We start from the raw sequence: 22,093 nt of genomic DNA, 5'->3' as shown, positions 1-22,093 counted from the left end.
ACCGCCGTATCCCAAGCGGTTTAGGATGCCGCGCATGAGCTTTGGGGGACCGCAGTGGCCGCAGCAGGGCCAGGGGCAGGGACAGCAGCCGTACGGACAGCAGCCGCAGCAGCCGGGCCAGTGGCAGCAGTCACAGCCCTACGGACAGCAGCCGGACCCGTTCGCCGGCGCCCGGGCACCGCAGTCCGGCTCCGGCACCCCTGACTGGGGCGCGCTCGCCGACGCCTCCGCCGCGAGCGGCCGGCGCAGGCGCAAGCTGGTGGTGATCGGCGGCGCGGTCGCCGCGGTCGCCGTGGGCGCGGTGGTGGCGACCGCGATCGTCGCCACGAACAAGAGCAACGACGAGGCGAAGAACGGCGGCCCGACGGCGACCGGCCCGGCCGTCCCCTCGGACAGCGCGACCCCGGCCCCGTCGTTCTCCTCGGTCGCCCCGCTGCCGCCGCCGAACCCGCGCGACTACATCTCCGACGCGAAGAAGGACAAGGCGCCGCTGAGCGCCGAGGGCCTGTTCCCGGGCCGGAAGCTGACCATGAACGGCCGCGCGTACGCCAAGGGCGCGACCTCCTCCACCGCGAGCTGCGCGGCGGTCACCCAGGGCGGCCTCGGCCCGGTCCTGAACGCCAACGGCTGCACGAGGGTGCTGCGCGCCACCTACGTGAAGGACGGCGTCGCCGTCACCGTCGGCGTCGCCGTCTTCCCCACCGACGAGCAGGCCATGAAGGCGAAGAAGCAGGCCACCGGCGGCATCGCGCCGCTGACCGGCGGGGGCGTCGGCGACTTCTGCCACGCCACCGTCTGCCTGCGCCGCACCAACTCGATCGGCCGCTACGTCTACCTCACCCAGGCCGGGTTCCTCAGCGGCAAGAAGGTCACCACCGGTGACCAGGCTGTCTTCAAGGCCAGCGACGACCTGGGCACCTTCGCCTTCAACCAGATCTACGCCCGCGGCCGCGCCCAGGCGTCGGCGGCGGCCGGGGCTCCCGGTCAGTGAGTGCGGCGCTGCAGCAGCTGGACGGTCACATGGCGCAGCCGCTCGGTGCGGGCCACCGTGTAGCCGTCCTTGAGGGCCCTCTCCTTCGCCTCGACCATGTAGGCGTACGGGTCCTCGTCGCCGGGTGAGACGAACCACACGCGGTCGGTGCCGGCCAGGTACTGGTCGGGGGTGTCGTACTCGTGGGCCGCGAACCAGCCGGTCAGCTGCGGGGCACGCTTCATCAGCACGTCCGCGGGCCGGGCGCCCTCGCGCAGCTGGTACGTCATGGCGATCCGCGCGTTGAGGGTGTGGTGGTAGACGATGCCGTCGCCGGGGCGCTGGCCGGCCTTCACGATCCGGGCCGCGCCCGCGTAGTCGGGCTCGTACGGGAGGTCCTCGCGGACGCTGCGCAGGTTGGGCAGGCTCAGCAGGACGAATCCGGCCACGGCGGCCGCCACGAGGGCTCCGGTACGAAACCGCGCCCACGGCGTGCCGCGGCCGGCGGCGGTCACCAGGTCGGCGACCCGGACCAGCCCGGCCGCCGCGAGGAGCACCCACGCGGGGAGCGTGAACAGCAGGTAGCGCGGCAGGAAGAGGTGCAGCCACTCGCCGGTCGCGGCGGTCAGCACCGGCGGCACCAGCGCCCAGGTCGCCAGCGCGCCGGCGGTGGAGCGGCCGGCCGCCCACAGCCCGAGGAGGGCGAGGGCGAGCACGACCGTGGCGACGGGCCAGTTCCCGAGCAGGTCGGACGCGTACCAGAGCAGGTCGCGGCGGGAGACGTCGTTCCAGCCGATCTGGCTGCTCTGCGCCGTGCTCCGGTACACCATGGGCAGGACCACGGACGTCCCGCCGACCGCGGCGGCGGCGAACGCCCAGTGCGCGACGTGGTTGCCGGACCGCCGGGCCCGCAGCACGATCACGCCGTGCGCGAGGAGCACGCTCAGCGCGACCAGGTGGCTGAAACCGGTCAGCGCGACGGTGACGGTGTAGGCCGCCCAGATCTTCAGCGAGGGACGTCCGACGGCGCGCAGCAGCAGGAGCGTGGCGAGCAGCGAGAAGAACATCGCGAAGGCGTACGGGCGGGCCTCCTGGCCGTACCGGCTGACCGTCGGGAGCAGCGCGAAGAGCAGCCCGGCGACGGTTCCGGCGCGCGCGGAGAACAGCCGGCGGCCGATGAGCCCGACGAGCCCGGCGGCGGCCGCCATGGCCAGCGCCCCGGGCAGCCGCAGCGCGGTGGTGGAGGTGCCGGCGAGCCACGTCCAGGCGTGCATGAACGAGTAGTACGGCACGAAGACGATGTCGACGTGCTCGGTGAGCCGGTGGAAGGCGGCGGACGGCAGCGAGGACGCCCACCAGGTGGCGTACTCGTCGAACCACGGCTGGCGGTGCCCGAGCCGGGTGAGGACGCACAGCAGCGCCACCGCCGTCGGCAGCAGGAAGGTCACGAGCGCGCCGCGCCGGGCGTCCCGCACGGTCGGCGTGCTCATCGTCTCACCCAGATCCGGTAGGAGCCCTGGCCCTCGCCCAGCCGGAACGGCAGGGTGCCGAGGAGCCGGTACTTGTCGCTGTCCCGCAGGGCCGTGGCGATGACCTTGTCCTTCTGCGGGACGGTGACCCCGTCGAGCACGATCAGGTCGAACCAGCCGTCGGCGATCGCCCTGCGGTAGCCGTCGTCGTCGTGGTGCTCGACGCCGTCGGCGTCCCGGTAGCCGATCCAGTAGAGCGAGGTCCAGTGCGTGTGGTCGGTGACGTCCCGCAGGTAGTACACGGGCACGTTGGGCAGCGAGGCGAGGTAGCGGCCCTCGCCCGGGGTGACGTACTGCCGGAGCGTCGCGGTGAGCTGGCCGGAGGGCGGCCAGCTGCCGAATCGCTCCACCGACTGCACCATGCCGAGACAGAGCATCACGACCCACAGGGCGCAGGCGAGCTGCGCGTTGCGGAAGTGCGCGCCGACGAGCCGGGTGAGGCCCACGCCGGCCAGCGGCGCGGCGAAGAACAGGCCGAAGCCGAGGTGCTTGTAGAGCGCGACCGACGTGTGCAGGTGGATCTGGTACGCCGGGGCGAGCAGCGCCGTGCCGCACAGCAGCACGCCGAGCAGCACCCGCCAGGCCCGGCCGGGCACCGGGTGGCGCCGGGTATCCGGGGACTCGTTCATCCGGCCGCGCCGGGCGTAGGCGACGGCGCCGCCGCACGCGGTCAGGAACAGCAGGCCCGACCAGGTCACCGACTTCTCGAGGAGGTGGAGCGCCTCTTCGTTGCCGTGCGCGCGGGCCGTGGTGGTCATCCGCACGCCCGCGAGCAGGTCCGTCCCGTACAGCCCGGCCGCGAGCAGCGCGCCGACGGCCAGCGTGAAGGCCGCGGCCCGCCAGAGGCTCGCCCGGCCGCGGTGCGGCCAGGCGACCAGGACGGCGAGGACGATCAGCGTCGGCAGGTACAGCGCGGCGGCGTACTTGGTTCCGGCGGCGAGCACGGCGACCGGCGCGGCGAGCGCGGCCCAGCCCGGGTGCGCCCGGTCGGTCCGGACGAGGATCCAGGCCGCGAGGGCGAGCAGCAGGATCGCCGCCGCGTCGTAGGTGGCGAACCAGCCGAGGGCGACCGTCGACTGGGTCACGGCGAACAGGGCGGCGGCGGCGAGCGCGGCCCGCTCGTTGAAGAGCCTGCGGGTCGTCCCGTACAGCAGCGTGGTGGCCCCGAGCATGCACGCGAGGCTCAGCAGCCGGGCCCCGGTCAGGCCGAGCCAGGCGTCGGCCAGGGCGGCCACGATCGGGTAGAGCGTCGGGGAGCCGGAGAAGTAGCTCGCGTAGTCGGTCAGCACCGGGGCGCCGTGCAGCAGGTGGGCCAGTTCCACGTGGCCGGCGGTGATGTAGAGGGCCTCGTCCGAGTAGGCCGTGTTGTCCAGGCGGAGCGAGAGCACCGCCTGCAGGAACAGGACGCCGAGCAGGACCCCGCGCGAGGCCCAGGTGCGCCGGGGGCTCCCGGCCGCGGTCCAGGCCGTCCGCGCCGGGCGGGGGACGCGATAGCCGGCGGGGGCCGCGGGCGGGGCGTGGGGGGCGGGTGGGACGGGCAGTACGGGGCGGTGCGCGGCGGCCTGCGGGGCCGCCGGGAGGGTCGCTCTGTGGCCTGGGTCTGTGGATGTCATCTGATCTTCCGCACGTCGAAGCCGTAGATGTCGTCTGCTGCCAGTTGCTTGAACTCGTCCGTCGTCTTCGAGTCCTCGTCGAGCCGCCAGTCCGCGCGGGCCGCCACGTGGTCGAACCAGACGAAGCCGAGGACGTCGGGATCCTCCGCGGCGCCCTTGACCAGCGCCCGCACGTCGGCGTCACGGCGCCAGCCGCGCTCGGCGGCCGTCTCCAGGAGGAGGAAGGGCTTGCCGCTGAAGGCCCGGACCTCGTCCATCGTCGGCCCGAACAGTTCCTTGAAGGTGTCCGGCGTCTCGTTGTAGGTGAAGTAGCCGATCAGGCCGACCCAGTCGACGTAGGCGTCTCCCGGGTAGTACGGCTGGAGGGCGACGCTCCGGACCGGGTTGACGACGTTCGGCGACCACGCCCAGATCACGTTGGCCGCGCCGACGTCCTGGAAGACGTCGTGGATGTGCCGCCACGCCTTGACGTACGCCTGGGGCGTGGTGCCCTCGGTGCCCCAGGTCTCCCAGGCGCCGTTCATCTCGTCGGCGAAGGTGATCGCGACGGGCAGGTTCAGCCTGCGCACGGCCCGCGCGTACTTCTGGATGTACTCGTCCGACGTGCCCGCGGCGATGTCCTCCGGAGTCGTGTCGAAGGGCTCCCAGGACACGACGGTCAGCGCGCCGGACTCCCAGGCGTTGCGCACCCCGCTGATGTCGAAGCCGTCGCCCCAGGCCGCGTAGTAGCCGATGAGGTTCGGCCGCTTGCCGACCTTCCGGGCGTACGCCTCCACCGGCTTCATGGAGTTCGGGGCGCCGGCGGTCGAGACGCCGAAGTACTTCTTCTCCGGCCGCAGCAGCGGACGGACGTCGTAGGGGACCTGGACCGCGGGCTGCGGGGCGGCCTGCTGACCGCGGACCCCGGCGGGCGGGCGGCCGTCCCGGTCCGGGGTGGTGCAGGCGGTGGCGGCGAGCAGCAGCGCGGCGAGCAGCGCGGCCGCCGCGGGGAACCGGATGCGCATCAGGCGACGGCCTCCGTCCGGGGCTGGACCAGGGCGCGGCAGACGATCAGCGCGTAGAAGAGCCCGGAGGACAGCAGCAGGGCGAAGTCGTACACGTCGACGGTGACCATCCGCCAGACCGCGGCGCCGACCCAGAGCAGGGCCGTGCCGCCGCCCCACGCCCACAGGCCGATCCAGAACCGCCGGGTGCCGTTGCGCCGCGCCTGGCTGGAGCCGGTGGCCTGCCAGCCCATGCGGGTGCCGGCGAAGATGTCCCAGATCGCGAAGACGTGGGCCCAGGAGTACATCATCCGCACCGCCCAGGCCTCCAGGCGGTACGGGACGCGGTGCCACAGCGGGAAGACGACGGTGGTGTACGCGATGCCGGGCAGCACCAGCCACACGTTCTCGAACCGGGGCTGGTCGGGGAAGGCGAGCAGCAGCACGATCGGCAGGAGCGGCGCGACGAAGGTGAACAGCGCCGTGTGGATGTAGTAGAAGAACCCGGACAGATAGCAGAGCCGGCTGCTGAGGCGGAGTCTGGCCTGCCAGAACTTCTTGCTGCCCAGCAGGCTCATGGAGCCCGCGCACCAGCGGTACTGCTGGTTGAAGAACGCTCCCGCGCTGTCCGGGCAGACGCCCGCCGCCACGGCGACCGGCACATAGCGCAGGTCCCAGCCGAGGCTGCGCAGGTCGAAGCCGGTGTGGACGTCCTCGGAGTGCTCGATGAGCGTGGTGCCGCCGTTCTCCTCCAGGGCCGCGCGCCGGTAGACGGCGCAGCTGCCGACGCAGATCGCGCCGTCGCGGCTCTGCCGGGAGACCTGGACGGCCCGGTAGAACAGCTCCTGTACGGCGCCGGCGCCGCGCTCGATCCAGTTCTGCGCGTCGAGCACCCGGAAGAACTGCGGCGACTGGACGATCGCGGTCCGGCTGTCCTGCTCCATGTACGGGAGGAGTTCCTCCAGGAGGTCGGCGCGCGGCGCGAAGTCGGCATCGAGGATGAGGACGTACGTACCGTCGGTCTGGTCGAAGCCGAAGCGCAGGTTGCCGGCCTTCTTGAACCAGCCGCGCCGGGAGCGGGTGCCGTAGCGGAAGCCGAAGTCCTCGGCCATGGCCCGCAGCTCGGGGCTGGCCGAGTCGTCCAGGACGAACGGCACGCAGACGCCCGGATAGCGGTCGGCGAGCGCCCGCACATGGGTCCAGGTGTTGTGCAGGACCTCGATGGGCTCGCCGCACACCGGCAGGAAGACGTCGACGCTCGGGTACTGCTCGGGTCGCCACTCGCGCACCAGGCGGCGGTGGCCCTCGACGTCGAAGTCGCGGGTGAAGGCGTTCACCCGGAGCGAGATCAGGTAGTAGACCACCGTGAAGGCCAGCAGCGGCGCGAACAGCCACAGCAGCGGCGTGGCGGCCGCGAGCCGGAACTGGCTCAGCGCCAGGCAGCCCATGCTCACCAGCGAGGTGGCCGTCAGCACCCACAGCCGGCGCCGGGCGTACAGGTACCTCTCGTCATCGGACGGCGGCGCCGGCAGCAGCCCGACGGCGCCCGGTCCCGGGTCGTCGTACGGAAGCCGCGGTTCGGCCGGTCGTGTTGCTGTGCCCGGCCCGATCAGACGGGCCTCAGTTGCACTCATCCCAGAACTCCCGACACCTTCTCCGCGCAGCGAAAGGGGGCGATGTGCGGAAACGTAAGCCGGGAGGGCACGCGCGAGGGCGCGACGCGACCGAAGGATAAGTCCTTTTAACCCGATTTGCCGGATTGGATGAAGGTCACCAGCCGTCAACGGGGACGAGCCGCGGTCACCCGGCGGGTGACCAGCGGGGACGAGCCGCGGGTGCGCGGCGGGTGATCAGCAGCAGCCGGCGCCGGGCAGCGACCGCTTGTTGCGGGCCGCGCGGCTGCGGGCCGCGAGCTGGTCGTCGGCCGGGTAGCCGACCTCTTCCAGGGTGAGGCCGTGCGGCCGTACGACGTGCACCGCCGAGTCCCGCACCCCGGCCGCCAGCACCTTCGCCGGCCACTCCACCGGACGGTGGCCGTCGCCGACGAACAGCAGGGCGCCCACCAGCGAGCGGACCATGTTGTGGCAGAAGGCGTCGGCCTTGACCGTGGCCTCCATGATCCCGTCGGGCCGGCGCTCCCAGCGCAGCTCCTGCAGGGTCCGGATGGTGGTCGCGCCCTCGCGCCTCTTGCAGTACGCGGCGAAGTCGTGCTCGCCGACCAGCCGCTCGGCCGCCGCGTTCATCGCGTCCATGTCGAGCGTCCAGTCGTGCCACAGCACGTGGCCGCGCAGCAGCGGGTCGACACCGCCCGGGTGGTCGGTGACCCGGTACGCGTAACGGCGCCAGACGGCCGCGAAGCGCGCGTTGAAGCCCGCCGGGGCCTCGGTCAGCCGCCAGATCCGCACGTCGTGCGGCAGCCGCCCGGCCATCCGCCGCAGCAGCTTCTCGCGGTGCTCCTGCCACAGCTCCTCCGGCAGGTCCACGTGCGCGACCTGGCCGCGCGCGTGCACACCGGCGTCGGTGCGGCCGGCGACGGTCAGCTCGAAGGTCTCCTGGGAGCGGGTCACGGTGCGCAGGGCGTCCTCGATCTCGCCCTGGACGGTCCGCCGGCCGCCGGCCTGCTTGGCCCAGCCGGAGAAGTCCGTCCCGTCGTAGGACAGGTCGAGCCGGATCCGCACGAACCCGGGCCGCACTTCGTCACGCACGTCAGTCACGCCGTAAATCCTCTCAAACACACGGGAGCGGGCCCGCACCCCTGGGGGTACGGGCCCGCAACACGAGACGAGATCGTCAGAACGCTCAGGCGTCCTGCGCGTCCGTGTTCTCGGCGGCCTGGGTCTCGACCGCGGCGGCCTCGTCGGCCTCCTTGACGGCGCGCTTGGTGGCGGCCTCGGCCTCGGCGACGGTCGCCTTCTTGGCGATCTCGCCCTCGACCAGCTCGATCACGGCCATCGGGGCGTTGTCGCCACGACGGTTGCCGATCTTGGTGATACGGGTGTAACCACCCGGACGCTCCGAGTAGCGCGGGGCGATCTCGGTGAAGAGCGTGTGGACGACGCCCTTGTCCGTGATCGACTGCAGCACCAGGCGACGGTTGTGGATGTCGCCCTTCTTCGCCTTGGTGATGAGGCGCTCGGCGACGGGACGCAGACGACGGGCCTTGGCCTCGGTCGTCGTGATGCGGCCGTGCTCGAACAGCGACTTCGCCAGGTTGGCGAGGAGCAGCTTCTCGTGAGCGGCGGAACCGCCGAGGCGGGCACCCTTCGCGGGACGCGGCATGGTGTTTCTCCTTGAGATCTGCACCGGCCGTATGAGGTACCGGTGTCAGGGCCCCGCAGGCGGATGCCTGCGGGCAGCTATCAGTACTGCTCGGTCTCGACGAAGCCGGCGTCGGCGTCGTCGTCCGCGCCGAACGCGTCGGCGGCGGCGGTCGGGTCGAACCCGGGCGGGCTGTCCTTGAGGGCCAGGCCCATGCCGGCCAGCTTCGCCTTGACCTCGTCGATCGACTTCGCACCGAAGTTGCGGATGTCGAGCAGGTCGGCCTCGGAGCGGGCGACGAGCTCACCCACGGAGTGGATGCCCTCGCGCTTGAGGCAGTTGTACGACCGAACGGTGAGCTCGAGCTCCTCGATCGGCAGCGCCAGGTCGGCGGCCAGGGCGGCGTCCGTCGGGGACGGGCCCATGTCGATGCCCTCGGCGTCGATGTTCAGCTCGCGGGCGAGACCGAACAGCTCGACCAGGGTCTTGCCGGCGGACGCCATGGCGTCACGCGGGCGCATGGCCTGCTTGGTCTCGACGTCGACGATGAGCTTGTCGAAGTCGGTGCGCTGCTCGACTCGGGTCGCCTCGACCTTGTAGGTGACCTTCAGAACCGGCGAGTAGATGGAGTCGACCGGGATACGGCCGATCTCCTGGCCCACCTGCTTGTTCTGGACGGCGGAGACGTAGCCGCGACCGCGCTCGACGGTCAGCTCCATCTCCAGCTTGCCCTTGCCGTTGAGCGTGGCGAGGACCAGGTCGGGGTTGTGCACCTCGACACCGGCCGGCGGGGCGATGTCGGCGGCGGTGACCAGACCCGGGCCCTGCTTGCGCAGGTACATCACGACCGGCTCGTCGTGCTCCGAGGAGACGACCAGCTGCTTGATGTTCAGGATGAGGTCGGTGACGTCCTCCTTGACGCCCGGCACGGTGGTGAACTCGTGCAGGACACCGTCGATGCGGATGCTGGTGACAGCAGCGCCGGGGATCGACGAGAGGAGCGTGCGGCGGAGCGAGTTGCCGAGGGTGTAGCCGAAGCCCGGCTCCAGCGGCTCGATGACGAACCGGGAGCGGAACTCGTCGACGACCTCTTCGGTCAGCGAAGGACGCTGAGCGATAAGCATGTCTTCGTTTCCTTCGTTTGTGGACGCCCACTATTTGACGTCCGACAGGTACTGCCAGGTGGTGCCAGTACTGCGAGGTACTGCCAAGGGTACGGGCGGCACGTCCCCTTTCGGGGTCGTACCGCCCGGACTCTCAAAGACGCACAGGCGTCGCTGCGTCAGACGCGGCGGCGCTTCGGCGGACGGCAGCCGTTGTGCGGGGTGGGGGTGACGTCCTGGATCGAGCCGACCTCGAGGCCGGTGGCCTGGAGGGAGCGGATCGCGGTCTCACGGCCGGAGCCGGGACCCTTGACGAAGACGTCGACCTTGCGCATGCCGTGCTCCTGCGCGCGGCGGGCGGCCGACTCGGCGGCCATCTGCGCGGCGAAGGGGGTGGACTTGCGCGAGCCCTTGAAGCCGACGTGGCCGGCGGAGGCCCAGGAGATCACGTTGCCGGACGGGTCCGTGATCGAGACGATCGTGTTGTTGAACGTGCTCTTGATGTGCGCGTGGCCGTGAGCGACGTTCTTCTTTTCCTTGCGGCGCACCTTCTTGGCAGCGCCCTGACGACCCTTGGGGGGCATCTATAACTCCTACGGGAGGTGGTCGGTCCTGCAGCGAAGACCGTGGGAAACGCGGGTTCGGGGGTCGCCCCCCGAAGGACCGCAGTGTCCGCTGAGGACTACTTCTTGCCCGGCTTCTTCTTGCCGGCGATGGCGCGACGCGGGCCCTTGCGGGTACGAGCGTTCGTGCTGGTGCGCTGACCGCGGACGGGCAGGCCACGACGGTGGCGCAGACCCTGGTAGCAGCCGATCTCGACCTTGCGGCGGATGTCGGCCGCGATCTCGCGGCGGAGGTCACCCTCGGTCTGGAGGTTGGCGTCCACGTACTCGCGGATCTTGACGAGGTCTTCCTCGGCAAGGTCGCGGACACGGGTGGACGGGTTCACGCCGGTAGCGGCGAGGATCTCCTCGGACCGGGTACGCCCGATGCCGAAGACGTAGGTGAGTGCGACCACCACACGCTTTTCGCGCGGGATGTCAACACCGGAAACGCGTGCCATTCAATGGCTCCTGTGTTCTCGGGGGTCTGCTGCAGAACCGGTCCCGATCGCCGTATGAGGTACGAATCGAGTCCCCGGCCCCCGCCGGAGGTGTCGCCGACCCTGATGGGCTGGGCGGGCTCTGCGTATGTACGTATTGCTATGCGTCGCGCGAAGAACTGCGAAATGCAGGTCGGTCGGCGTGCGTCAGCCCTGGCGCTGCTTGTGGCGCAGGTTGTCGCAGATGACCATGACCCGGCCGTGACGGCGGATCACCTTGCACTTGTCGCAGATCTTCTTGACGCTCGGCTTGACCTTCATGGGATGTGAGGTTCTCCGGGTCAGTGCCACCCCCCGCGTGGAACCGCGGGGTGCGGGCAAGATCTACTTGTACCGGTAGACGATCCGGCCACGCGTCAGGTCGTACGGAGACAGCTCCACGACGACCCGGTCGTCCGGAAGGATTCGGATGTAGTGCATCCGCATCTTGCCGGAGATGTGCGCGAGGACCTTGTGACCGTTCTGGAGCTCCACCTTGAACATGGCGTTCGGCAGGGACTCGATCACGGTGCCCTCGATCTCGATGGCACCTTGCTTCTTGGCCACGCTTCGCCCTTCGAATCGGCTACCTTGATCGACTCTCGCTCCGAGTGCGGACACACGGGTACACGAGAGCCGACGCATCAGTCTACGTCAGGCCCCGTGAAAAGACGAATCCGGGGAGTTTGCCCACCGTAGAAGATCGTTACGCGGGCGTTTACGCCAGCGGGTCCGGCGCCGCCACGACGCCCAGCTCCGCCAGCTTCGCCTTCCCGCCGTCGACCGCGGTGAGGACCAGCGGGCCCTCCTCCGTCAGTGCCACGCTGTGCTCCCAGTGGGAGGACCAGGTGCCGTCGGTGGTGATGACCGTCCAGTCGTCGGCGAGGACCTCGGTCTGCGGGGTGCCCAGCGAGACCATCGGCTCGATCGCGAGGCAGAGGCCGGGGACCAGCTTCGGGCCCTTGCCGCGCTTGCGGGAGACGTAGTTCAGCAGGTGCGGGTCCATGTGCATCTCGGTGCCGATGCCGTGGCCGCCGTAGTCCTCGATGATGCCGTAGCGACCCAGGCTGTGGTCGCCCACGGCCGGGCGCGGCTGGCGCTTGATGTACGTCTCGATCGCCTTCGAGATGTCGACGAGCCGCCCGCCGAGCTTCATCGCCGCGATGCCGGCCCACATCGACTCCTCCGTCACCCGGGAGAGCTCGACCAGCTCCGGTGCGTGACCGGCGCCCACGAAGCAGGTGTACGCGGCGTCGCCGTGCCAGCCGTCGACGATCGCGCCGGCGTCGATGGAGATGATGTCGCCGTCCTTGAGGACGGTCTTGTCGTCCGGGATGCCGTGGACGACGACCTCGTTCACCGAGGTGCAGATGGTGGCGGGGAAGCCGCCGTACCCGAGGAAGTTCGACTTCGCCCCGTGGTCGGCGATCACCTTGCGCGCGACCTCGTCGAGGTCCTTCGTCGTGGCGCCCGGCACCGCCGCCTCACGGGTGGCCGCGTGGATGGCCGCGACGACCAGCCCCGCCTCGCGCATCTTCGCGATCTGCTCGGGGGTCTTGATCTGCACCATCTCGGCCGCGGCCTTTCCGTCGGAGAACAGGGGTCGGAACAACGATACGGCCGCGGCGCCCCTTCCGGGCACCGCGGCCGTATCGCAGCGATCTTGGGTTACTTCTTCAGCGCGTCCATCGCCCGCGCCGTGACCTCGTCGACCTTGCCGAGAGCGGAGATCGTCGCGACGAGCCCCTGCTTCTTGTAGTAGTCGATGATCGGCTCGGTCTGCGTGTGGTAGACCTCCAGGCGCGTGCGGACCGTCTCCTCGGAGTCGTCCGGGCGCTGGAAGAGCTCGCCGCCGCAGACGTCGCAGACGCCCTCGGTCTTCGGGGCGTTGTACGTCACGTGGAAGACGTGCGCGGAGTCGGTGCGGCAGACGCGGCGACCCGCGATCCGCTTCACGACCTCGTCCTCGGGGACCTCCAGGTCCAGGACCGCGTCCAGCTGCATGCCGTCCTCCTTGAGGACGACGTCCAGCGCCTCGGCCTGGGCCACGTTGCGCGGGAACCCGTCGAGCAGGAAGCCCTTGGCGGCGTCCGCCTGCTCCATGCGGTCCTTGGCCATCCCGATGGTCACCTCGTCCGGGACGAGCTCGCCCCGGTCCATGTAACCCTTCGCCGCGAGGCCCAGCTCGGTGCCCTGCGAGATGTTGGCACGGAACAGGTCACCCGTGGAGATGTGCGGGATGTCCAGGTTCTTGGCAAGGAACGCGGCCTGCGTTCCCTTGCCGGCCCCGGGCGGTCCGACGAGGACGATTCGCATCAGCGGAGGAACCCTTCGTAATTGCGCTGCTGGAGCTGGCTCTCGATCTGCTTCACGGTCTCCAGACCCACACCCACGATGATGAGGATGCTGGTGCCACCGAACGGGAAGTTCTGGTTGGCACCACCGAAGCCTGCCAACGCCATCGTCGGCACGAGAGCGATCAGACCCAGATACAGCGAGCCCGGCCAAGTGATCCGGTTGAGCACGTAGCTCAGGTACTCGGCAGTAGGTCGACCAGCCCGGATACCCGGGATGAAGCCACCATACTTCTTCATGTTGTCCGCGACTTCCTCGGGGTTGAACGAGATGGCCACGTAGAAGAACGCGAAGAAGACGATCAGAAGGAAGTAGGCGGCGATGTAATACGGGTGGTCACCCTTGACGAAGTGGGCTTCGATCCAGGTCTTCCATCCCGCGGTCGAGTTGGAGAACTGCGCGATGAGCGCCGGGATGTAGAGCAGCGACGAGGCGAAGATGACAGGAATCACACCTGCCTGGTTCACCTTGAGCGGGATGTAAGTGGACGTACCGCCGTACGACCTGCGGCCGATCATGCGCTTCGCGTACTGCACCGGGATCCGGCGCTGGGCCTGCTCGACGAAGACGACGAGGGCCACCATCACGAAGCCGATGAGGATGACGGTGCCGAACTCGATCCAGCCCTTGGCGAGCTTGCCGCTCGTCTTGATGGCCCACAGGGCGCCCGGGAAGCCGGCCGCGATCGAGATGAACATGAGGATCGACATGCCGTTGCCGATGCCGCGGTCGGTGATGAGCTCGCCGAGCCACATGACCACACCGGTACCGGCGGTCATGGTGATGACCATGACGGCGGTGGTGAAGATCGACTGGTCCGGGACGACCTGGCTCGCGACGGTGCAACCGCTGAACAGCGCGCCGCTACGGGCGGTGGCGACGAGGCCGGTGCCCTGGAGGATCGCGAGGGCGACCGTCAGATAACGCGTGTACTGCGTGATCTTGGCGGTGCCGGCCTGGCCCTCCTTCTTGAGGTTCTCCAGGCGCGGGATCACGACGGTCAGCAGCTGCAGGATGATGCTCGCCGTGATGTACGGCATGATGCCGAGCGCGAAGATGGTGATCTGCAGCAGCGCCCCGCCACTGAACATGTTGACCAGGCCGAACAGGCTGTTGCTGCCCTGCCTCGCCTGATCCACACACTGCTGGACGGCCTCGTAGCTGACGCCGGGCACGGGGACGTGTGCCCCGAGCCGGTACAGCACGATGATGCCGAGCGTGAAGAGCAGCTTCTTGCGCAGGTCGGGCGTCTTGAACGCCCGGGCGAACGCGGTGAGCACGGTGCCTCCTGCGACCCCCGCGCACGTGCGTCAGAGGTGACGGTCTTGAGGTTCGACTGAGTAGTGATCGGTCCGGAGCACCCGCGGGCAGACCGCTCGCACTCTAGACAGTGGACGCCACCTTACCGGCGACATAGGTCCCCTAGGAACGACCAACCGGGGATGCCCCTTTTGGGAGGCATCCCCGGTTGGATGTTCAAGCCATCGAGTCGTCTCAGACGAGCTCGGTGACGGTGCCGCCGGCGGCGGCGATCTTCTCCTTGGCGGAGCCGGAGACGGCGTCGACCGTCACCTGCAGCGCCACGGAGACCTCGCCCTGGCCAAGGACCTTGACGAGCTGGTTCTTACGAACAGCACCCTTGGCGACCAGGTCGGCCACCGTGACCTCGCCACCCTGCGGGTAGAGCGCGGCCAGCTTGTCCAGGTTCACGACCTGGTACTCGGTGCGGAACGGGTTCTTGAAGCCCTTGAGCTTCGGGAGGCGCATGTGGAGGGGCATCTGGCCACCCTCGAAGCGCTCCGGAACCTGGTAACGGGCCTTGGTGCCCTTGGTACCACGACCGGCCGTCTTACCCTTCGACGCCTCACCACGACCCACACGGGTCTTGGCGGTCTTGGCGCCCGGGGCGGGACGGAGGTTGTGGATCTTGAGCGGGTTGTTCTCCGCCATGATCAGTCGACCTCCTCAACCGTCACGAGGTGGCGGACGGTGTGCACCATGCCGCGGAACTCGGGGCGGTCCTCCTTGACGACCACGTCGTTCAGGCGCTTGAGCCCGAGCGAACGCAGGGTGTCACGGTGGTTCTGCTTGCTACCGATGTACGACTTCGTCTGCGTGATCTTGAGGCGAGCCATTACGCACCCGCCCCAGCACGCGCACGAAGCAGAGCCGCGGGGGCGACGTCCTCGAGCGGCAGACCGCGGCGGGCCGCGATCTCCTCGGGACGCTGCAGGCCCTTGAGGGCCGCCACGGTCGCGTGCACGATGTTGATCGCGTTGTCGGAGCCGAGCGACTTCGACAGGATGTCGTGAACGCCGGCGCACTCGAGAACGGCGCGCACCGGGCCACCGGCGATAACACCGGTACCGGGGGAAGCCGGCTTGAGCAGGACGACGCCCGCAGCCTTCTCGCCCTGGATCGGGTGCGGGATGGTGCCCTGGATACGGGGGACCTTGAAGAAGTGCTTCTTGGCCTCCTCAACACCCTTGGCGATGGCGGCCGGCACCTCCTTGGCCTTGCCGTAACCGACACCGACGGTGCCGTCACCATCGCCCACCACGACCAGCGCAGTGAAGCTGAAGCGACGACCACCCTTCACAACCTTGGCGACGCGGTTGATCGCGACGACGCGCTCAACGTACGCGGTCTTCTCGGCGGCGGCAGCGCCACCGTCGCGGCCCTTCCGGTCCCGCCGCTCGCCGCCACCGGCACCGCTACCGCGGCGCTGGGGTCCAGCCATTGGAATACCTCTCTCTGTTACGTCCGTTAGTCCCGGAACCGGGGCTTAGAACTTCAGCCCGGCTTCGCGGGCGGCGTCAGCCAGAGCGGCAATGCGCCCGGCGTACCTGTTGCCACCACGGTCGAACACGACGGCCTCGACACCGGCGGCCTTGGCGCGCTCGGCGACCAGGGCGCCGACCTGCTGGGCCTGCGAGGACTTGGAGCCCTCGCCACCGCGGATCGAAGCGTCCAGGTGGGACGCCGACGCCACGGTGTGACCCTTGAGGTCGTCGATGACCTGCGCGGTGATGCCGCGGTTCGAGCGCGTCACGACGAGGCGCGGACGCTCCGCCGTACCCGACACGTTCTTGCGGATGCGCAGGTGACGGCGCGCCTTGGCAGCGCGCTTGTAAGCGTCGCCCTTGGCGATCTTGACACCGTATGCCATGGCTTACTTACCAGCCTTTCCGACCTTGCGGCGGATGACCTCGCCCGCGTACTTGACACCCTTGGCCTTGTACGGGTCGGGCTTGCGCAGCTTGCGGATGTTGGCGGCGACCTCGCCGACCTTCTGCTTGTCGATGCCCTCGACCGAGAACTTGGTCGGCGACTCGACCTTGAAGGAGATGCCCTCGGGGGCCTCCACCAGGATCGGGTGGCTGTAGCCGAGCTGGAACTCCAGAGCGGAGCCCTTCGCGGCCACGCGGTAACCGACACCGCTGATCTCGAGCGCCTTCGTGTACCCCGCGGTCACACCGGTGATCATGTTGGCCACCAGCGTGCGGGACAGGCCGTGCAGGGCCTTGTTCTGACGCTCGTCGTTCGGACGGGTGACGTTGAGAACGCCGTCCTCGCCCTTAACGATCTCGATCGGAGCGGCGACGGTGTGCGTCAGCGAGCCCTTGGAGCCCTTGACGGTGACCGTGCGGCCCTCGATGGTGACGTCCACGCCGGCGGGAACCGGGATGGGGAGCTTGCCAATGCGAGACATAGCTTTTCCTCCGTTCCCGACTACCAGACGTAGGCGAGGACTTCCCCACCCACGCCCTTCTTCTGCGCCTGCTGACCGGTCAGGAGACCGTGGGACGTGGAGATGATCGCCACGCCCAGGCCGCCGAGGACCTTCGGCAGGTTGGTGGACTTCGCGTAAACCCGGAGGCCCGGCTTCGAGATCCGCTTGATGCCCGCGATGGAGCGCTCACGGTTCGGACCGAACTTCAGGTCGAGAACGAGGTTCTTGCCGACCTCGGCGTCCTCGACCTTCCAGCCGGTGATGAAGCCCTCCTGCTGGAGGATTTCCGCGATGTGCGACTTGATCTTGCTGTGCGGCATCGTCACGGAGTCGTGGTACGCCGAGTTCGCGTTACGCAGACGCGTGAGCATGTCTGCGATCGGATCAGTCATGGTCATGAATTGGCCTTCGGCCTCTCTCGCCGGGGTTTCCTGGTGCACCATCCCTCTCCCCGATCCGAGACGGGGCGGGTGCGGTGCGGTGGACCTACGGCGTAGTAAGTCGTACGGGCGGCGGACGCCCAACCCTGCAAGCCTACGGCATTACGGGTGGGGCCTCCGCCAGCCCAATGCTTACCGAGAGACTCCGGTCATTCACCAACGCCCAGAGGGCGAAGGGGAATTACCAGGAGCTCTTGGTCACGCCCGGCAGCTCGCCACGGTGAGCCATCTCACGAAGGCACACGCGGCAGAGGCCGAACTTGCGGTACACGGAGTGAGGGCGGCCGCAGCGCTGGCAGCGCGTGTACGCACGCACACCGAACTTGGGCTTGCGGGCAGCCTTCGCGATGAGAGCCTTCTTCGCCATCTCGCTTACGCCTCCTTGAACGGGAAGCCGAGGTGACGCAGAAGGGCACGGCCCTCGTCGTCGTTGGTCGCCGTGGTGACCACGGTGATGTCCATACCCCGGACGCGGTCGATCTTGTCCTGGTCGATCTCGTGGAACATGACCTGCTCCGTGAGACCGAAGGTGTAGTTGCCACGGCCGTCGAACTGCTTCGGGGACAGGCCGCGGAAGTCGCGGATGCGCGGAAGCGCGAGCGACAGGGTGCGGTCCAGGAACTCCCACATGCGGTCGCCACGGAGCGTGACGTGGGCACCGATCGGCTGACCCTCACGCAGCTTGAACTGCGCGATGGACTTGCGGGCCTTGGTGACGGCCGGCTTCTGACCGGTGATCGTGGTGAGGTCGCGGATCGCGCCCTCGATCAGCTTCGAGTCACGGGCGGCGTCGCCGACACCCATGTTGACCACGATCTTCACGAGGCCGGGGATCTGCATGACGTTCTCGTACTTGAACTCGTCACGCAGCTTGCCCGCGATCTCCTCGCGGTACTTCGTCTTGAGACGCGGAGTGGTGGTAGCCATCAGATGTCCTCACCCGTCCGCTTGGCAACGCGGATCTTGTTGCCCTCGTCGTCGAAGCGGTAACCGACACGCGTGACGACCTTCTTGCCGTCCTTCTCCACGACCAGCTGGACGTTGGAGACGTGGACCGGAGCCTCGGTCGTCACGATGCCACCGGCCTGGTTGGGGCCGGCCTTCGTGTGCTTCTTGACCCGGTTGACACCCTCGACGAGGACGCGGTTCTCAGCCGGCATGGCCGCGATGACCTTGCCCTGCTTGCCCTTGTCCTTGCCGGTGATGACCTGTACCAGGTCGCCCTTCTTGATCTTCATGCTTACAGCACCTCCGGCGCGAGCGAGATGATCTTCATGAACTTCTTCTCGCGCAGCTCACGGCCGACCGGGCCGAAGATGCGGGTGCCGCGAGGGTCGCCGTCGTTCTTCAGAATGACGGCGGCGTTCTCGTCAAAGCGGATGTACGAGCCGTCCTGGCGGCGGCGCTCCTTGACGGTGCGAACGATGACCGCCTTGACGACGTCACCCTTCTTCACGTTGCCACCGGGGATCGCGTCCTTGACGGTGGCGACGATGACGTCACCGATGCCCGCGTAGCGGCGACCCGAACCACCGAGAACACGGATGCAAAGGATCTCCTTGGCACCAGTGTTGTCGGCGACGCGAAGTCGCGACTCCTGCTGGATCACGTCTATCTCCTGATTGTCTGCCGGTTCCCGGCGGGGGCCGCTAGTGACTAGCGGACCCCACCGAGCCTGGCGGAACTGTTCCTAGGGGGTCCCCCTAGGAGGGATTACTTGGCCTTCTCGAGGATCTCGACGACACGCCAGTGCTTCGACGCCGAGAGCTTCCGGGTCTCCATGAGGAGGACGCGGTCGCCGACGCCGGCCTGGTTCTGCTCGTCGTGAGCCTTGAGCTTGTTCGTACGGCGGATGACCTTGCCGTACAGCGCGTGCTTGACGCGGTCCTCGACAGCGACGACGACGGTCTTGTCCATCTTGTCGCTGACGACGAGGCCCTCACGGACCTTGCGGGCGTTGCGCTCGGTCTTCTCAGTCACGTTGTTCTCGCTCATCAGGCGTTCTCCACCGTCTCGATGCCCAGCTCGCGCTCGCGCATCAGGGTGTAGATCCGGGCGATGTCCTTACGGACGGACTTGAGCCGACCGTGGTTCTCGAGCTGACCCGTCGCCGCCTGGAAGCGGAGGTTGAACAGCTCTTCCTTGGCCTCGCGGAGCTTGCCAACAAGCTCCTCGTTGCCCAGCTCGCGCAGCTCGGACGCCTTGGTACCGGCCGACATCACAGCTCACCTGCCTCGCGCTTAACGATCTTGCACTTCATCGGCAGCTTGTGAGCCGCACGAGTCAGAGCCTCACGCGCGATCTTCTCGTTCGGGTAGGACAGCTCGAACATCACCCGACCGGGCTTGACGTTCGCGATCCACCACTCCGGCGAACCCTTACCGGAACCCATGCGGGTCTCGGCAGGCTTCTTCGTGAGCGGGCGGTCCGGGTAAATGTTGATCCAGACCTTGCCGCCACGCTTGATGTGGCGGGTCATCGCGATACGCGCGGCCTCGATCTGGCGGTTGGTCACGTAGGCCGGGGTGAGGGCCTGAATGCCGTACTCGCCGAACGCAACCTGCGTGCCACCCTTGGACATACCGTTGCGCTTCGGGTGGTGCTGCTTGCGGTGCTTGACCCTACGGGGGATCAGCATTTCGGTCAGGCCTCCGTTCCGGTGCTCTCAGCAGCCGGAGCGGCGGCGGGAGCGTCGGCCTTGGGGGCCTCGGCAGCCTGAGCCTGCTGCGGCTTGCGACCGCGACCGCCACGCTCGCCACCGCGGCCACCGCGGCCGGCCGGACGGTCAGCGCCGCCACGGGCCGGGCGGTTGCCCGCACGGGCAGCAGCGTTCTCGGCGCGGACCTCGGCGATGTTCTTGACGTCGCCCTTGTAGATCCAGACCTTCACGCCGATGCGGCCGAAGGTGGTCTTGGCCTCGAAGAAGCCGTACTCGACGTTCGCGCGCAGCGTGTGCAGCGGCACACGACCCTCGCGGTAGAACTCCGAGCGGGACATCTCGGCGCCGCCGAGACGGCCACCACACTGGATCTTGATGCCCTTGGCGCCGGCCTTCATGGCGGACTGCATGCTCTTGCGCATGGCCCGACGGAAGGAGACGCGGGAGGACAGCTGCTCGGCGACGGCCTGGGCCACCAGCTGAGCGTCGACCTCGGGGTTCTTGACCTCGAGGATGTTCAGCTGAACCTGCTTGCCGGTCAGCTTCTCCAGCTGGCCACGGATCTTGTCGGCCTCGGCGCCACGGCGACCGATGACAATGCCCGGGCGAGCGGTGTGGATGTCAACGCGGACGCGGTCGCGGGTGCGCTCGATCTCAACCTTCGAGATGCCGGCGCGCTCCATGCCGGACGTCAGCATCCGGCGGATGGCGACGTCTTCCTTGACGTAGTCCTTGTACAGCTTGTCGGCGTACCAGCGGGACTTGAAGTCCGTGGTGATGCCGAGCCGGAACCCATGCGGGTTAACCTTCTGGCCCATTACCGGGTTCCTTCCTTGCTGCTGACGACCACGGTGATGTGGCTGGTCCGCTTGCGGATCCGGTAGGCACGGCCCTGGGCACGCGGACGGAACCGCTTCAGGGTCGGACCCTCGTCGACGAACGCCTCGCTGATGAACAGCGAAGAAGCGTCCGTGTGGTCGTAGTTGTGCGCGGCGTTGGCAATGGCGCTGTCGAGCACCTTGCCGACCGGCACGGAGGCTGCCTGCGGAGCGAATCGCAGAACAGCCTGAGCCTCCGTGGCATCCATGCCACGGATAAGGTCCACCACGCGGCGGGCCTTCATGGGCGTAACGCGGATGTACCGCGCCTGGGCCCTGGCTTCCATGGTTGTCCCTCTCAGTTACTTACGTGTCTGAATGCGATCCGCTACTAGCGGCGCTTCGACTTCCGGTCTTCCTTGACGTGACCCCGGAAGGTGCGCGTCGGCGAGAACTCGCCGAGCTTGTGGCCGACCATCGACTCGGTGACGAACACCGGGACGTGGGTCTTGCCGTTGTGCACCGCGATGGTGTGACCCAGCATGCTGGGGATGATCATCGAGCGACGGGACCAGGTCTTGATGACGTTCTTGGTGCCGGCTTCGTTCTGGGCGTCCACCTTCTTTACGAGGTGGTCGTCGACGAAGGGCCCCTTCTTGAGACTGCGCGGCATCTAAACCCGCTCCTAGCGCTTCTTGTTCGTCTTGCGGCGGCGGACGATGTACTTGTTCGAAGCCTTCTTCGGCGAACGAGTACGACCCTCCTTCTGACCCCACGGGGAGACCGGGTGGCGACCACCGGAGGTCTTGCCCTCACCACCACCGTGCGGGTGGTCAACCGGGTTCATCGCCACACCGCGGACGGTCGGGCGAACGCCGAGCCAGCGCTTGCGGCCGGCCTTACCCCAGTTGATGTTCGACTGCTCGGCGTTGCCGACCTCACCGATGGTGGCGCGGCAGCGGGCGTCGACCAGGCGGATCTCGCCGGAAGGCATGCGGAGGTGGGCCATGGTGCCCTCCTTCGCGAGCAGCTGCACGGAGGCACCTGCGGAGCGGGCGAACTTGGCGCCACCGCCGGGACGGAGCTCGATCGCGTGGATCGTGGTACCGACCGGGATGTTGCGGAGGGCCAGGTTGTTGCCGGGCTTGATGTCGGCCGTGGGGCCGTTCTCGACCCGGTCACCCTGCGACAGACCACGCGGGGCGATGATGTAGCGCTTCTCGCCGTCCGCGTAGTGGAGCAGCGCGATGCGCGCGGTGCGGTTGGGGTCGTACTCGATGTGAGCGACCTTGGCCGGCACGCCGTCCTTGTCGTGACGACGGAAGTCGATCACACGGTAGGCGCGCTTGTGGCCACCACCCTGGTGACGGACGGTCACACGACCGGTGTTGTTACGGCCACCCTTGCTGTGCAGCGGGCGGACCAGCGACTTCTCCGGCGTGGACCGCGTGATCTCGACGAAGTCGGCGACGCTGGCGCCACGACGGCCCGGCGTAGTCGGCTTGTACTTGCGGATACCCATTTCTCAGTCCTCGTCCGATATCGGACGAC

The 22,093-nt window shown here is 68.5% G+C and carries 32 protein-coding genes; 1 reads left to right on the top strand and 31 read right to left on the bottom strand.

The genetic code is table 11. From position 1 onward, the window contains the following. Nucleotides 1-34 precede the first annotated feature (34 nt). On the top strand, nt 35-991 hold the full coding sequence (locus tag ACFYU9_RS13020; protein WP_389344557.1) for a hypothetical protein: 957 nt from the start codon (nt 35-37) through the stop codon (nt 989-991). Here ACFYU9_RS13020 and ACFYU9_RS13015 read toward each other — a convergent pair. The 31 genes from ACFYU9_RS13015 to rplB all read right to left on the bottom strand — a co-directional run bounded on the left by ACFYU9_RS13015 (nt 985) and on the right by rplB (nt 22,064). Next, nucleotides 985-2,460, bottom strand: coding sequence for a glycosyltransferase family 39 protein (locus ACFYU9_RS13015; RefSeq protein WP_389344555.1), 1,476 nt, complete (start codon nt 2,458-2,460; stop codon nt 985-987). The genes ACFYU9_RS13020 and ACFYU9_RS13015 overlap by 7 nt on opposite strands. After that, the gene (locus ACFYU9_RS13010; RefSeq protein ID WP_389204788.1) at nt 2,457-4,112 is read right to left on the bottom strand and encodes a glycosyltransferase family 39 protein; all 1,656 of its coding nucleotides are present in this window, start codon (nt 4,110-4,112) and stop codon (nt 2,457-2,459) included. The genes ACFYU9_RS13015 and ACFYU9_RS13010 overlap by 4 nt, the downstream gene beginning before the upstream one ends. Next, nucleotides 4,109-5,116 carry a glycoside hydrolase family 26 protein gene (locus ACFYU9_RS13005; RefSeq protein ID WP_389204789.1) on the bottom strand — a complete coding sequence of 336 codons (1,008 nt, stop codon included), beginning with the start codon at nt 5,114-5,116 and terminating at the stop codon, nt 4,109-4,111. Before ACFYU9_RS13005 ends, ACFYU9_RS13010 begins: the two co-directional genes overlap by 4 nt. Next, the gene (locus ACFYU9_RS13000; protein WP_389344764.1) at nt 5,116-6,543 is read right to left on the bottom strand and encodes a glycosyltransferase family 2 protein; all 1,428 of its coding nucleotides are present in this window, start codon (nt 6,541-6,543) and stop codon (nt 5,116-5,118) included. Before ACFYU9_RS13000 ends, ACFYU9_RS13005 begins: the two co-directional genes overlap by 1 nt. 402 nt (nt 6,544-6,945) lie before the next feature. Beyond that, entirely contained in the window at nt 6,946-7,800 is an 855-nt protein-coding gene (truA, locus tag ACFYU9_RS12995) for a tRNA pseudouridine(38-40) synthase TruA (protein WP_389205280.1), read from the bottom strand. Between the two features lie 94 nt (nt 7,801-7,894). Next, entirely contained in the window at nt 7,895-8,374 is a 480-nt protein-coding gene (rplQ, locus tag ACFYU9_RS12990; RefSeq protein ID WP_389204790.1) for a 50S ribosomal protein L17, read from the bottom strand. An 80-nt stretch (nt 8,375-8,454) separates the two neighbouring features. Next, nucleotides 8,455-9,477, bottom strand: coding sequence for a DNA-directed RNA polymerase subunit alpha (locus ACFYU9_RS12985; protein ID WP_003966937.1), 1,023 nt, complete (start codon nt 9,475-9,477; stop codon nt 8,455-8,457). 158 nt (nt 9,478-9,635) lie between these two features. After that, nucleotides 9,636-10,040, bottom strand: a complete 405-nt coding sequence (rpsK, locus tag ACFYU9_RS12980; protein ID WP_003956432.1) for a 30S ribosomal protein S11 — start codon at nt 10,038-10,040, stop codon at nt 9,636-9,638. A 98-nt stretch (nt 10,041-10,138) separates the two neighbouring features. Continuing rightward, nucleotides 10,139-10,519, bottom strand: a complete 381-nt coding sequence (gene rpsM, locus ACFYU9_RS12975; RefSeq protein WP_015035595.1) for a 30S ribosomal protein S13 — start codon at nt 10,517-10,519, stop codon at nt 10,139-10,141. Nucleotides 10,520-10,705: 186 nt separating this feature from the next. Then, nucleotides 10,706-10,819 carry a 50S ribosomal protein L36 gene (gene rpmJ / locus ACFYU9_RS12970; protein ID WP_003956441.1) on the bottom strand — a complete coding sequence of 38 codons (114 nt, stop codon included), beginning with the start codon at nt 10,817-10,819 and terminating at the stop codon, nt 10,706-10,708. A 63-nt stretch (nt 10,820-10,882) separates the two neighbouring features. Beyond that, nucleotides 10,883-11,104: a translation initiation factor IF-1 gene (gene infA, locus ACFYU9_RS12965; protein WP_003956442.1), complete on the bottom strand. Its 222-nt coding sequence runs from the start codon at nt 11,102-11,104 to the stop codon at nt 10,883-10,885. Between the two features lie 151 nt (nt 11,105-11,255). Beyond that, the gene (gene map / locus ACFYU9_RS12960) at nt 11,256-12,107 is read right to left on the bottom strand and encodes a type I methionyl aminopeptidase (RefSeq protein WP_389344553.1); all 852 of its coding nucleotides are present in this window, start codon (nt 12,105-12,107) and stop codon (nt 11,256-11,258) included. Nucleotides 12,108-12,205: 98 nt separating this feature from the next. Further along, nucleotides 12,206-12,853 (bottom strand): adenylate kinase, encoded by a 648-nt coding sequence (locus ACFYU9_RS12955; RefSeq protein WP_389204792.1) that lies wholly within the window; start codon nt 12,851-12,853, stop codon nt 12,206-12,208. Further along, nucleotides 12,853-14,172 (bottom strand): preprotein translocase subunit SecY, encoded by a 1,320-nt coding sequence (secY, locus tag ACFYU9_RS12950; RefSeq protein ID WP_389204793.1) that lies wholly within the window; start codon nt 14,170-14,172, stop codon nt 12,853-12,855. Before secY ends, ACFYU9_RS12955 begins: the two co-directional genes overlap by 1 nt. 214 nt (nt 14,173-14,386) lie before the next feature. Beyond that, nucleotides 14,387-14,842: a 50S ribosomal protein L15 gene (gene rplO / locus ACFYU9_RS12945; RefSeq protein WP_169088488.1), complete on the bottom strand. Its 456-nt coding sequence runs from the start codon at nt 14,840-14,842 to the stop codon at nt 14,387-14,389. Nucleotides 14,843-14,844: 2 nt separating this feature from the next. Beyond that, nucleotides 14,845-15,027, bottom strand: coding sequence for a 50S ribosomal protein L30 (gene rpmD, locus ACFYU9_RS12940; RefSeq protein WP_005313525.1), 183 nt, complete (start codon nt 15,025-15,027; stop codon nt 14,845-14,847). Then, the gene (gene rpsE / locus ACFYU9_RS12935; protein WP_005313527.1) at nt 15,027-15,632 is read right to left on the bottom strand and encodes a 30S ribosomal protein S5; all 606 of its coding nucleotides are present in this window, start codon (nt 15,630-15,632) and stop codon (nt 15,027-15,029) included. Before rpsE ends, rpmD begins: the two co-directional genes overlap by 1 nt. Before the next feature lie 45 nt (nt 15,633-15,677). Further along, nucleotides 15,678-16,061 (bottom strand): 50S ribosomal protein L18, encoded by a 384-nt coding sequence (gene rplR, locus ACFYU9_RS12930; protein ID WP_030759358.1) that lies wholly within the window; start codon nt 16,059-16,061, stop codon nt 15,678-15,680. 3 nt (nt 16,062-16,064) lie between these two features. After that, complete coding sequence (rplF, locus tag ACFYU9_RS12925) at nt 16,065-16,604, bottom strand: 50S ribosomal protein L6 (RefSeq protein ID WP_389204794.1); 540 nt, start codon at nt 16,602-16,604, stop codon at nt 16,065-16,067. A 20-nt stretch (nt 16,605-16,624) separates the two neighbouring features. Then, nucleotides 16,625-17,023 carry a 30S ribosomal protein S8 gene (gene rpsH, locus ACFYU9_RS12920; protein WP_041130779.1) on the bottom strand — a complete coding sequence of 133 codons (399 nt, stop codon included), beginning with the start codon at nt 17,021-17,023 and terminating at the stop codon, nt 16,625-16,627. A 223-nt stretch (nt 17,024-17,246) separates the two neighbouring features. Beyond that, nucleotides 17,247-17,432: a type Z 30S ribosomal protein S14 gene (locus ACFYU9_RS12915; protein ID WP_003956452.1), complete on the bottom strand. Its 186-nt coding sequence runs from the start codon at nt 17,430-17,432 to the stop codon at nt 17,247-17,249. 5 nt (nt 17,433-17,437) lie between these two features. Further along, complete coding sequence (gene rplE / locus ACFYU9_RS12910) at nt 17,438-17,995, bottom strand: 50S ribosomal protein L5 (protein ID WP_265864084.1); 558 nt, start codon at nt 17,993-17,995, stop codon at nt 17,438-17,440. After that, complete coding sequence (gene rplX / locus ACFYU9_RS12905) at nt 17,992-18,303, bottom strand: 50S ribosomal protein L24 (protein ID WP_030494259.1); 312 nt, start codon at nt 18,301-18,303, stop codon at nt 17,992-17,994. The genes rplE and rplX overlap by 4 nt, the downstream gene beginning before the upstream one ends. 2 nt (nt 18,304-18,305) lie before the next feature. Next, nucleotides 18,306-18,674 (bottom strand): 50S ribosomal protein L14, encoded by a 369-nt coding sequence (rplN, locus tag ACFYU9_RS12900; RefSeq protein WP_003956455.1) that lies wholly within the window; start codon nt 18,672-18,674, stop codon nt 18,306-18,308. Nucleotides 18,675-18,778: 104 nt separating this feature from the next. Then, entirely contained in the window at nt 18,779-19,060 is a 282-nt protein-coding gene (rpsQ, locus tag ACFYU9_RS12895; RefSeq protein WP_386863973.1) for a 30S ribosomal protein S17, read from the bottom strand. Then, nucleotides 19,060-19,284 (bottom strand): 50S ribosomal protein L29, encoded by a 225-nt coding sequence (gene rpmC, locus ACFYU9_RS12890; protein ID WP_265864047.1) that lies wholly within the window; start codon nt 19,282-19,284, stop codon nt 19,060-19,062. The genes rpsQ and rpmC overlap by 1 nt, the downstream gene beginning before the upstream one ends. After that, nucleotides 19,284-19,703: a 50S ribosomal protein L16 gene (rplP, locus tag ACFYU9_RS12885; protein ID WP_030494257.1), complete on the bottom strand. Its 420-nt coding sequence runs from the start codon at nt 19,701-19,703 to the stop codon at nt 19,284-19,286. Before rplP ends, rpmC begins: the two co-directional genes overlap by 1 nt. 5 nt (nt 19,704-19,708) lie before the next feature. Next, a complete protein-coding gene (rpsC, locus tag ACFYU9_RS12880) occupies nt 19,709-20,542 on the bottom strand; it encodes a 30S ribosomal protein S3 (protein ID WP_365337568.1) in 834 nt (277 codons plus the stop codon). Then, the gene (rplV, locus tag ACFYU9_RS12875) at nt 20,542-20,889 is read right to left on the bottom strand and encodes a 50S ribosomal protein L22 (protein WP_030359020.1); all 348 of its coding nucleotides are present in this window, start codon (nt 20,887-20,889) and stop codon (nt 20,542-20,544) included. The genes rpsC and rplV overlap by 1 nt, the downstream gene beginning before the upstream one ends. A gap of 44 nt (nt 20,890-20,933) precedes the next feature. Then, nucleotides 20,934-21,215 (bottom strand): 30S ribosomal protein S19, encoded by a 282-nt coding sequence (rpsS, locus tag ACFYU9_RS12870; RefSeq protein ID WP_389204795.1) that lies wholly within the window; start codon nt 21,213-21,215, stop codon nt 20,934-20,936. Between the two features lie 12 nt (nt 21,216-21,227). Next, nucleotides 21,228-22,064, bottom strand: a complete 837-nt coding sequence (gene rplB / locus ACFYU9_RS12865) for a 50S ribosomal protein L2 (RefSeq protein WP_282694360.1) — start codon at nt 22,062-22,064, stop codon at nt 21,228-21,230. Nucleotides 22,065-22,093: the final 29 nt, after the last annotated feature.

This window comes from Streptomyces sp. NPDC004327, from assembly GCF_042873935.1.
GTDB lineage: Bacteria > Actinomycetota > Actinomycetes > Streptomycetales > Streptomycetaceae > Streptomyces.
Note: the sequence above shows the minus strand (reverse complement) of the source record. Positions and strands in the feature narration are given on the sequence as shown.

Excerpts from the sequence above, each read along its gene's own strand:
- rpmC (WP_265864047.1), bottom strand. The coding sequence starts at position 19,284 with ATGTCGGCCGGTACCAAGGCGTCCGAGCTGCGCGAGCTGGGCAACGAG.
- ACFYU9_RS12915 (WP_003956452.1), bottom strand. The coding sequence starts at position 17,432 with ATGGCGAAGAAGGCTCTCATCGCGAAGGCTGCCCGCAAGCCCAAGTTC.
- rpsS (WP_389204795.1), bottom strand. The coding sequence starts at position 21,215 with ATGCCGCGCAGTCTCAAGAAGGGGCCCTTCGTCGACGACCACCTCGTA.
- rpsH (WP_041130779.1), bottom strand. The coding sequence starts at position 17,023 with ATGACCATGACTGATCCGATCGCAGACATGCTCACGCGTCTGCGTAAC.
- rplF (WP_389204794.1), bottom strand. The coding sequence starts at position 16,604 with ATGTCTCGCATTGGCAAGCTCCCCATCCCGGTTCCCGCCGGCGTGGAC.
- rpsQ (WP_386863973.1), bottom strand. The coding sequence starts at position 19,060 with ATGAGCGAGAACAACGTGACTGAGAAGACCGAGCGCAACGCCCGCAAG.
- ACFYU9_RS13020 (WP_389344557.1), top strand. The coding sequence starts at position 35 with ATGAGCTTTGGGGGACCGCAGTGGCCGCAGCAGGGCCAGGGGCAGGGA.
- rpmJ (WP_003956441.1), bottom strand. The coding sequence starts at position 10,819 with ATGAAGGTCAAGCCGAGCGTCAAGAAGATCTGCGACAAGTGCAAGGTG.
- ACFYU9_RS13000 (WP_389344764.1), bottom strand. The coding sequence starts at position 6,543 with ATGGGCTGCCTGGCGCTGAGCCAGTTCCGGCTCGCGGCCGCCACGCCG.
- ACFYU9_RS13005 (WP_389204789.1), bottom strand. The coding sequence starts at position 5,116 with ATGCGCATCCGGTTCCCCGCGGCGGCCGCGCTGCTCGCCGCGCTGCTG.
- map (WP_389344553.1), bottom strand. The coding sequence starts at position 12,107 with ATGGTGCAGATCAAGACCCCCGAGCAGATCGCGAAGATGCGCGAGGCG.
- rplX (WP_030494259.1), bottom strand. The coding sequence starts at position 18,303 with ATGAAGATCAAGAAGGGCGACCTGGTACAGGTCATCACCGGCAAGGAC.
- rplO (WP_169088488.1), bottom strand. The coding sequence starts at position 14,842 with ATGGCGGAGAACAACCCGCTCAAGATCCACAACCTCCGTCCCGCCCCG.
- rpsC (WP_365337568.1), bottom strand. The coding sequence starts at position 20,542 with ATGGGCCAGAAGGTTAACCCGCATGGGTTCCGGCTCGGCATCACCACG.
- rplR (WP_030759358.1), bottom strand. The coding sequence starts at position 16,061 with ATGGCATACGGTGTCAAGATCGCCAAGGGCGACGCTTACAAGCGCGCT.
- ACFYU9_RS12955 (WP_389204792.1), bottom strand. The coding sequence starts at position 12,853 with ATGCGAATCGTCCTCGTCGGACCGCCCGGGGCCGGCAAGGGAACGCAG.
- ACFYU9_RS13010 (WP_389204788.1), bottom strand. The coding sequence starts at position 4,112 with ATGACATCCACAGACCCAGGCCACAGAGCGACCCTCCCGGCGGCCCCG.
- rplP (WP_030494257.1), bottom strand. The coding sequence starts at position 19,703 with ATGCTGATCCCCCGTAGGGTCAAGCACCGCAAGCAGCACCACCCGAAG.
- ACFYU9_RS12985 (WP_003966937.1), bottom strand. The coding sequence starts at position 9,477 with ATGCTTATCGCTCAGCGTCCTTCGCTGACCGAAGAGGTCGTCGACGAG.
- rplB (WP_282694360.1), bottom strand. The coding sequence starts at position 22,064 with ATGGGTATCCGCAAGTACAAGCCGACTACGCCGGGCCGTCGTGGCGCC.
- rpsE (WP_005313527.1), bottom strand. The coding sequence starts at position 15,632 with ATGGCTGGACCCCAGCGCCGCGGTAGCGGTGCCGGTGGCGGCGAGCGG.
- rpsK (WP_003956432.1), bottom strand. The coding sequence starts at position 10,040 with ATGCCCCCCAAGGGTCGTCAGGGCGCTGCCAAGAAGGTGCGCCGCAAG.
- rpmD (WP_005313525.1), bottom strand. The coding sequence starts at position 15,027 with ATGGCTCGCCTCAAGATCACGCAGACGAAGTCGTACATCGGTAGCAAG.
- ACFYU9_RS13015 (WP_389344555.1), bottom strand. The coding sequence starts at position 2,460 with ATGAGCACGCCGACCGTGCGGGACGCCCGGCGCGGCGCGCTCGTGACC.
- rpsM (WP_015035595.1), bottom strand. The coding sequence starts at position 10,519 with ATGGCACGCGTTTCCGGTGTTGACATCCCGCGCGAAAAGCGTGTGGTG.
- rplQ (WP_389204790.1), bottom strand. The coding sequence starts at position 8,374 with ATGCCGCGTCCCGCGAAGGGTGCCCGCCTCGGCGGTTCCGCCGCTCAC.
- rplV (WP_030359020.1), bottom strand. The coding sequence starts at position 20,889 with ATGGAAGCCAGGGCCCAGGCGCGGTACATCCGCGTTACGCCCATGAAG.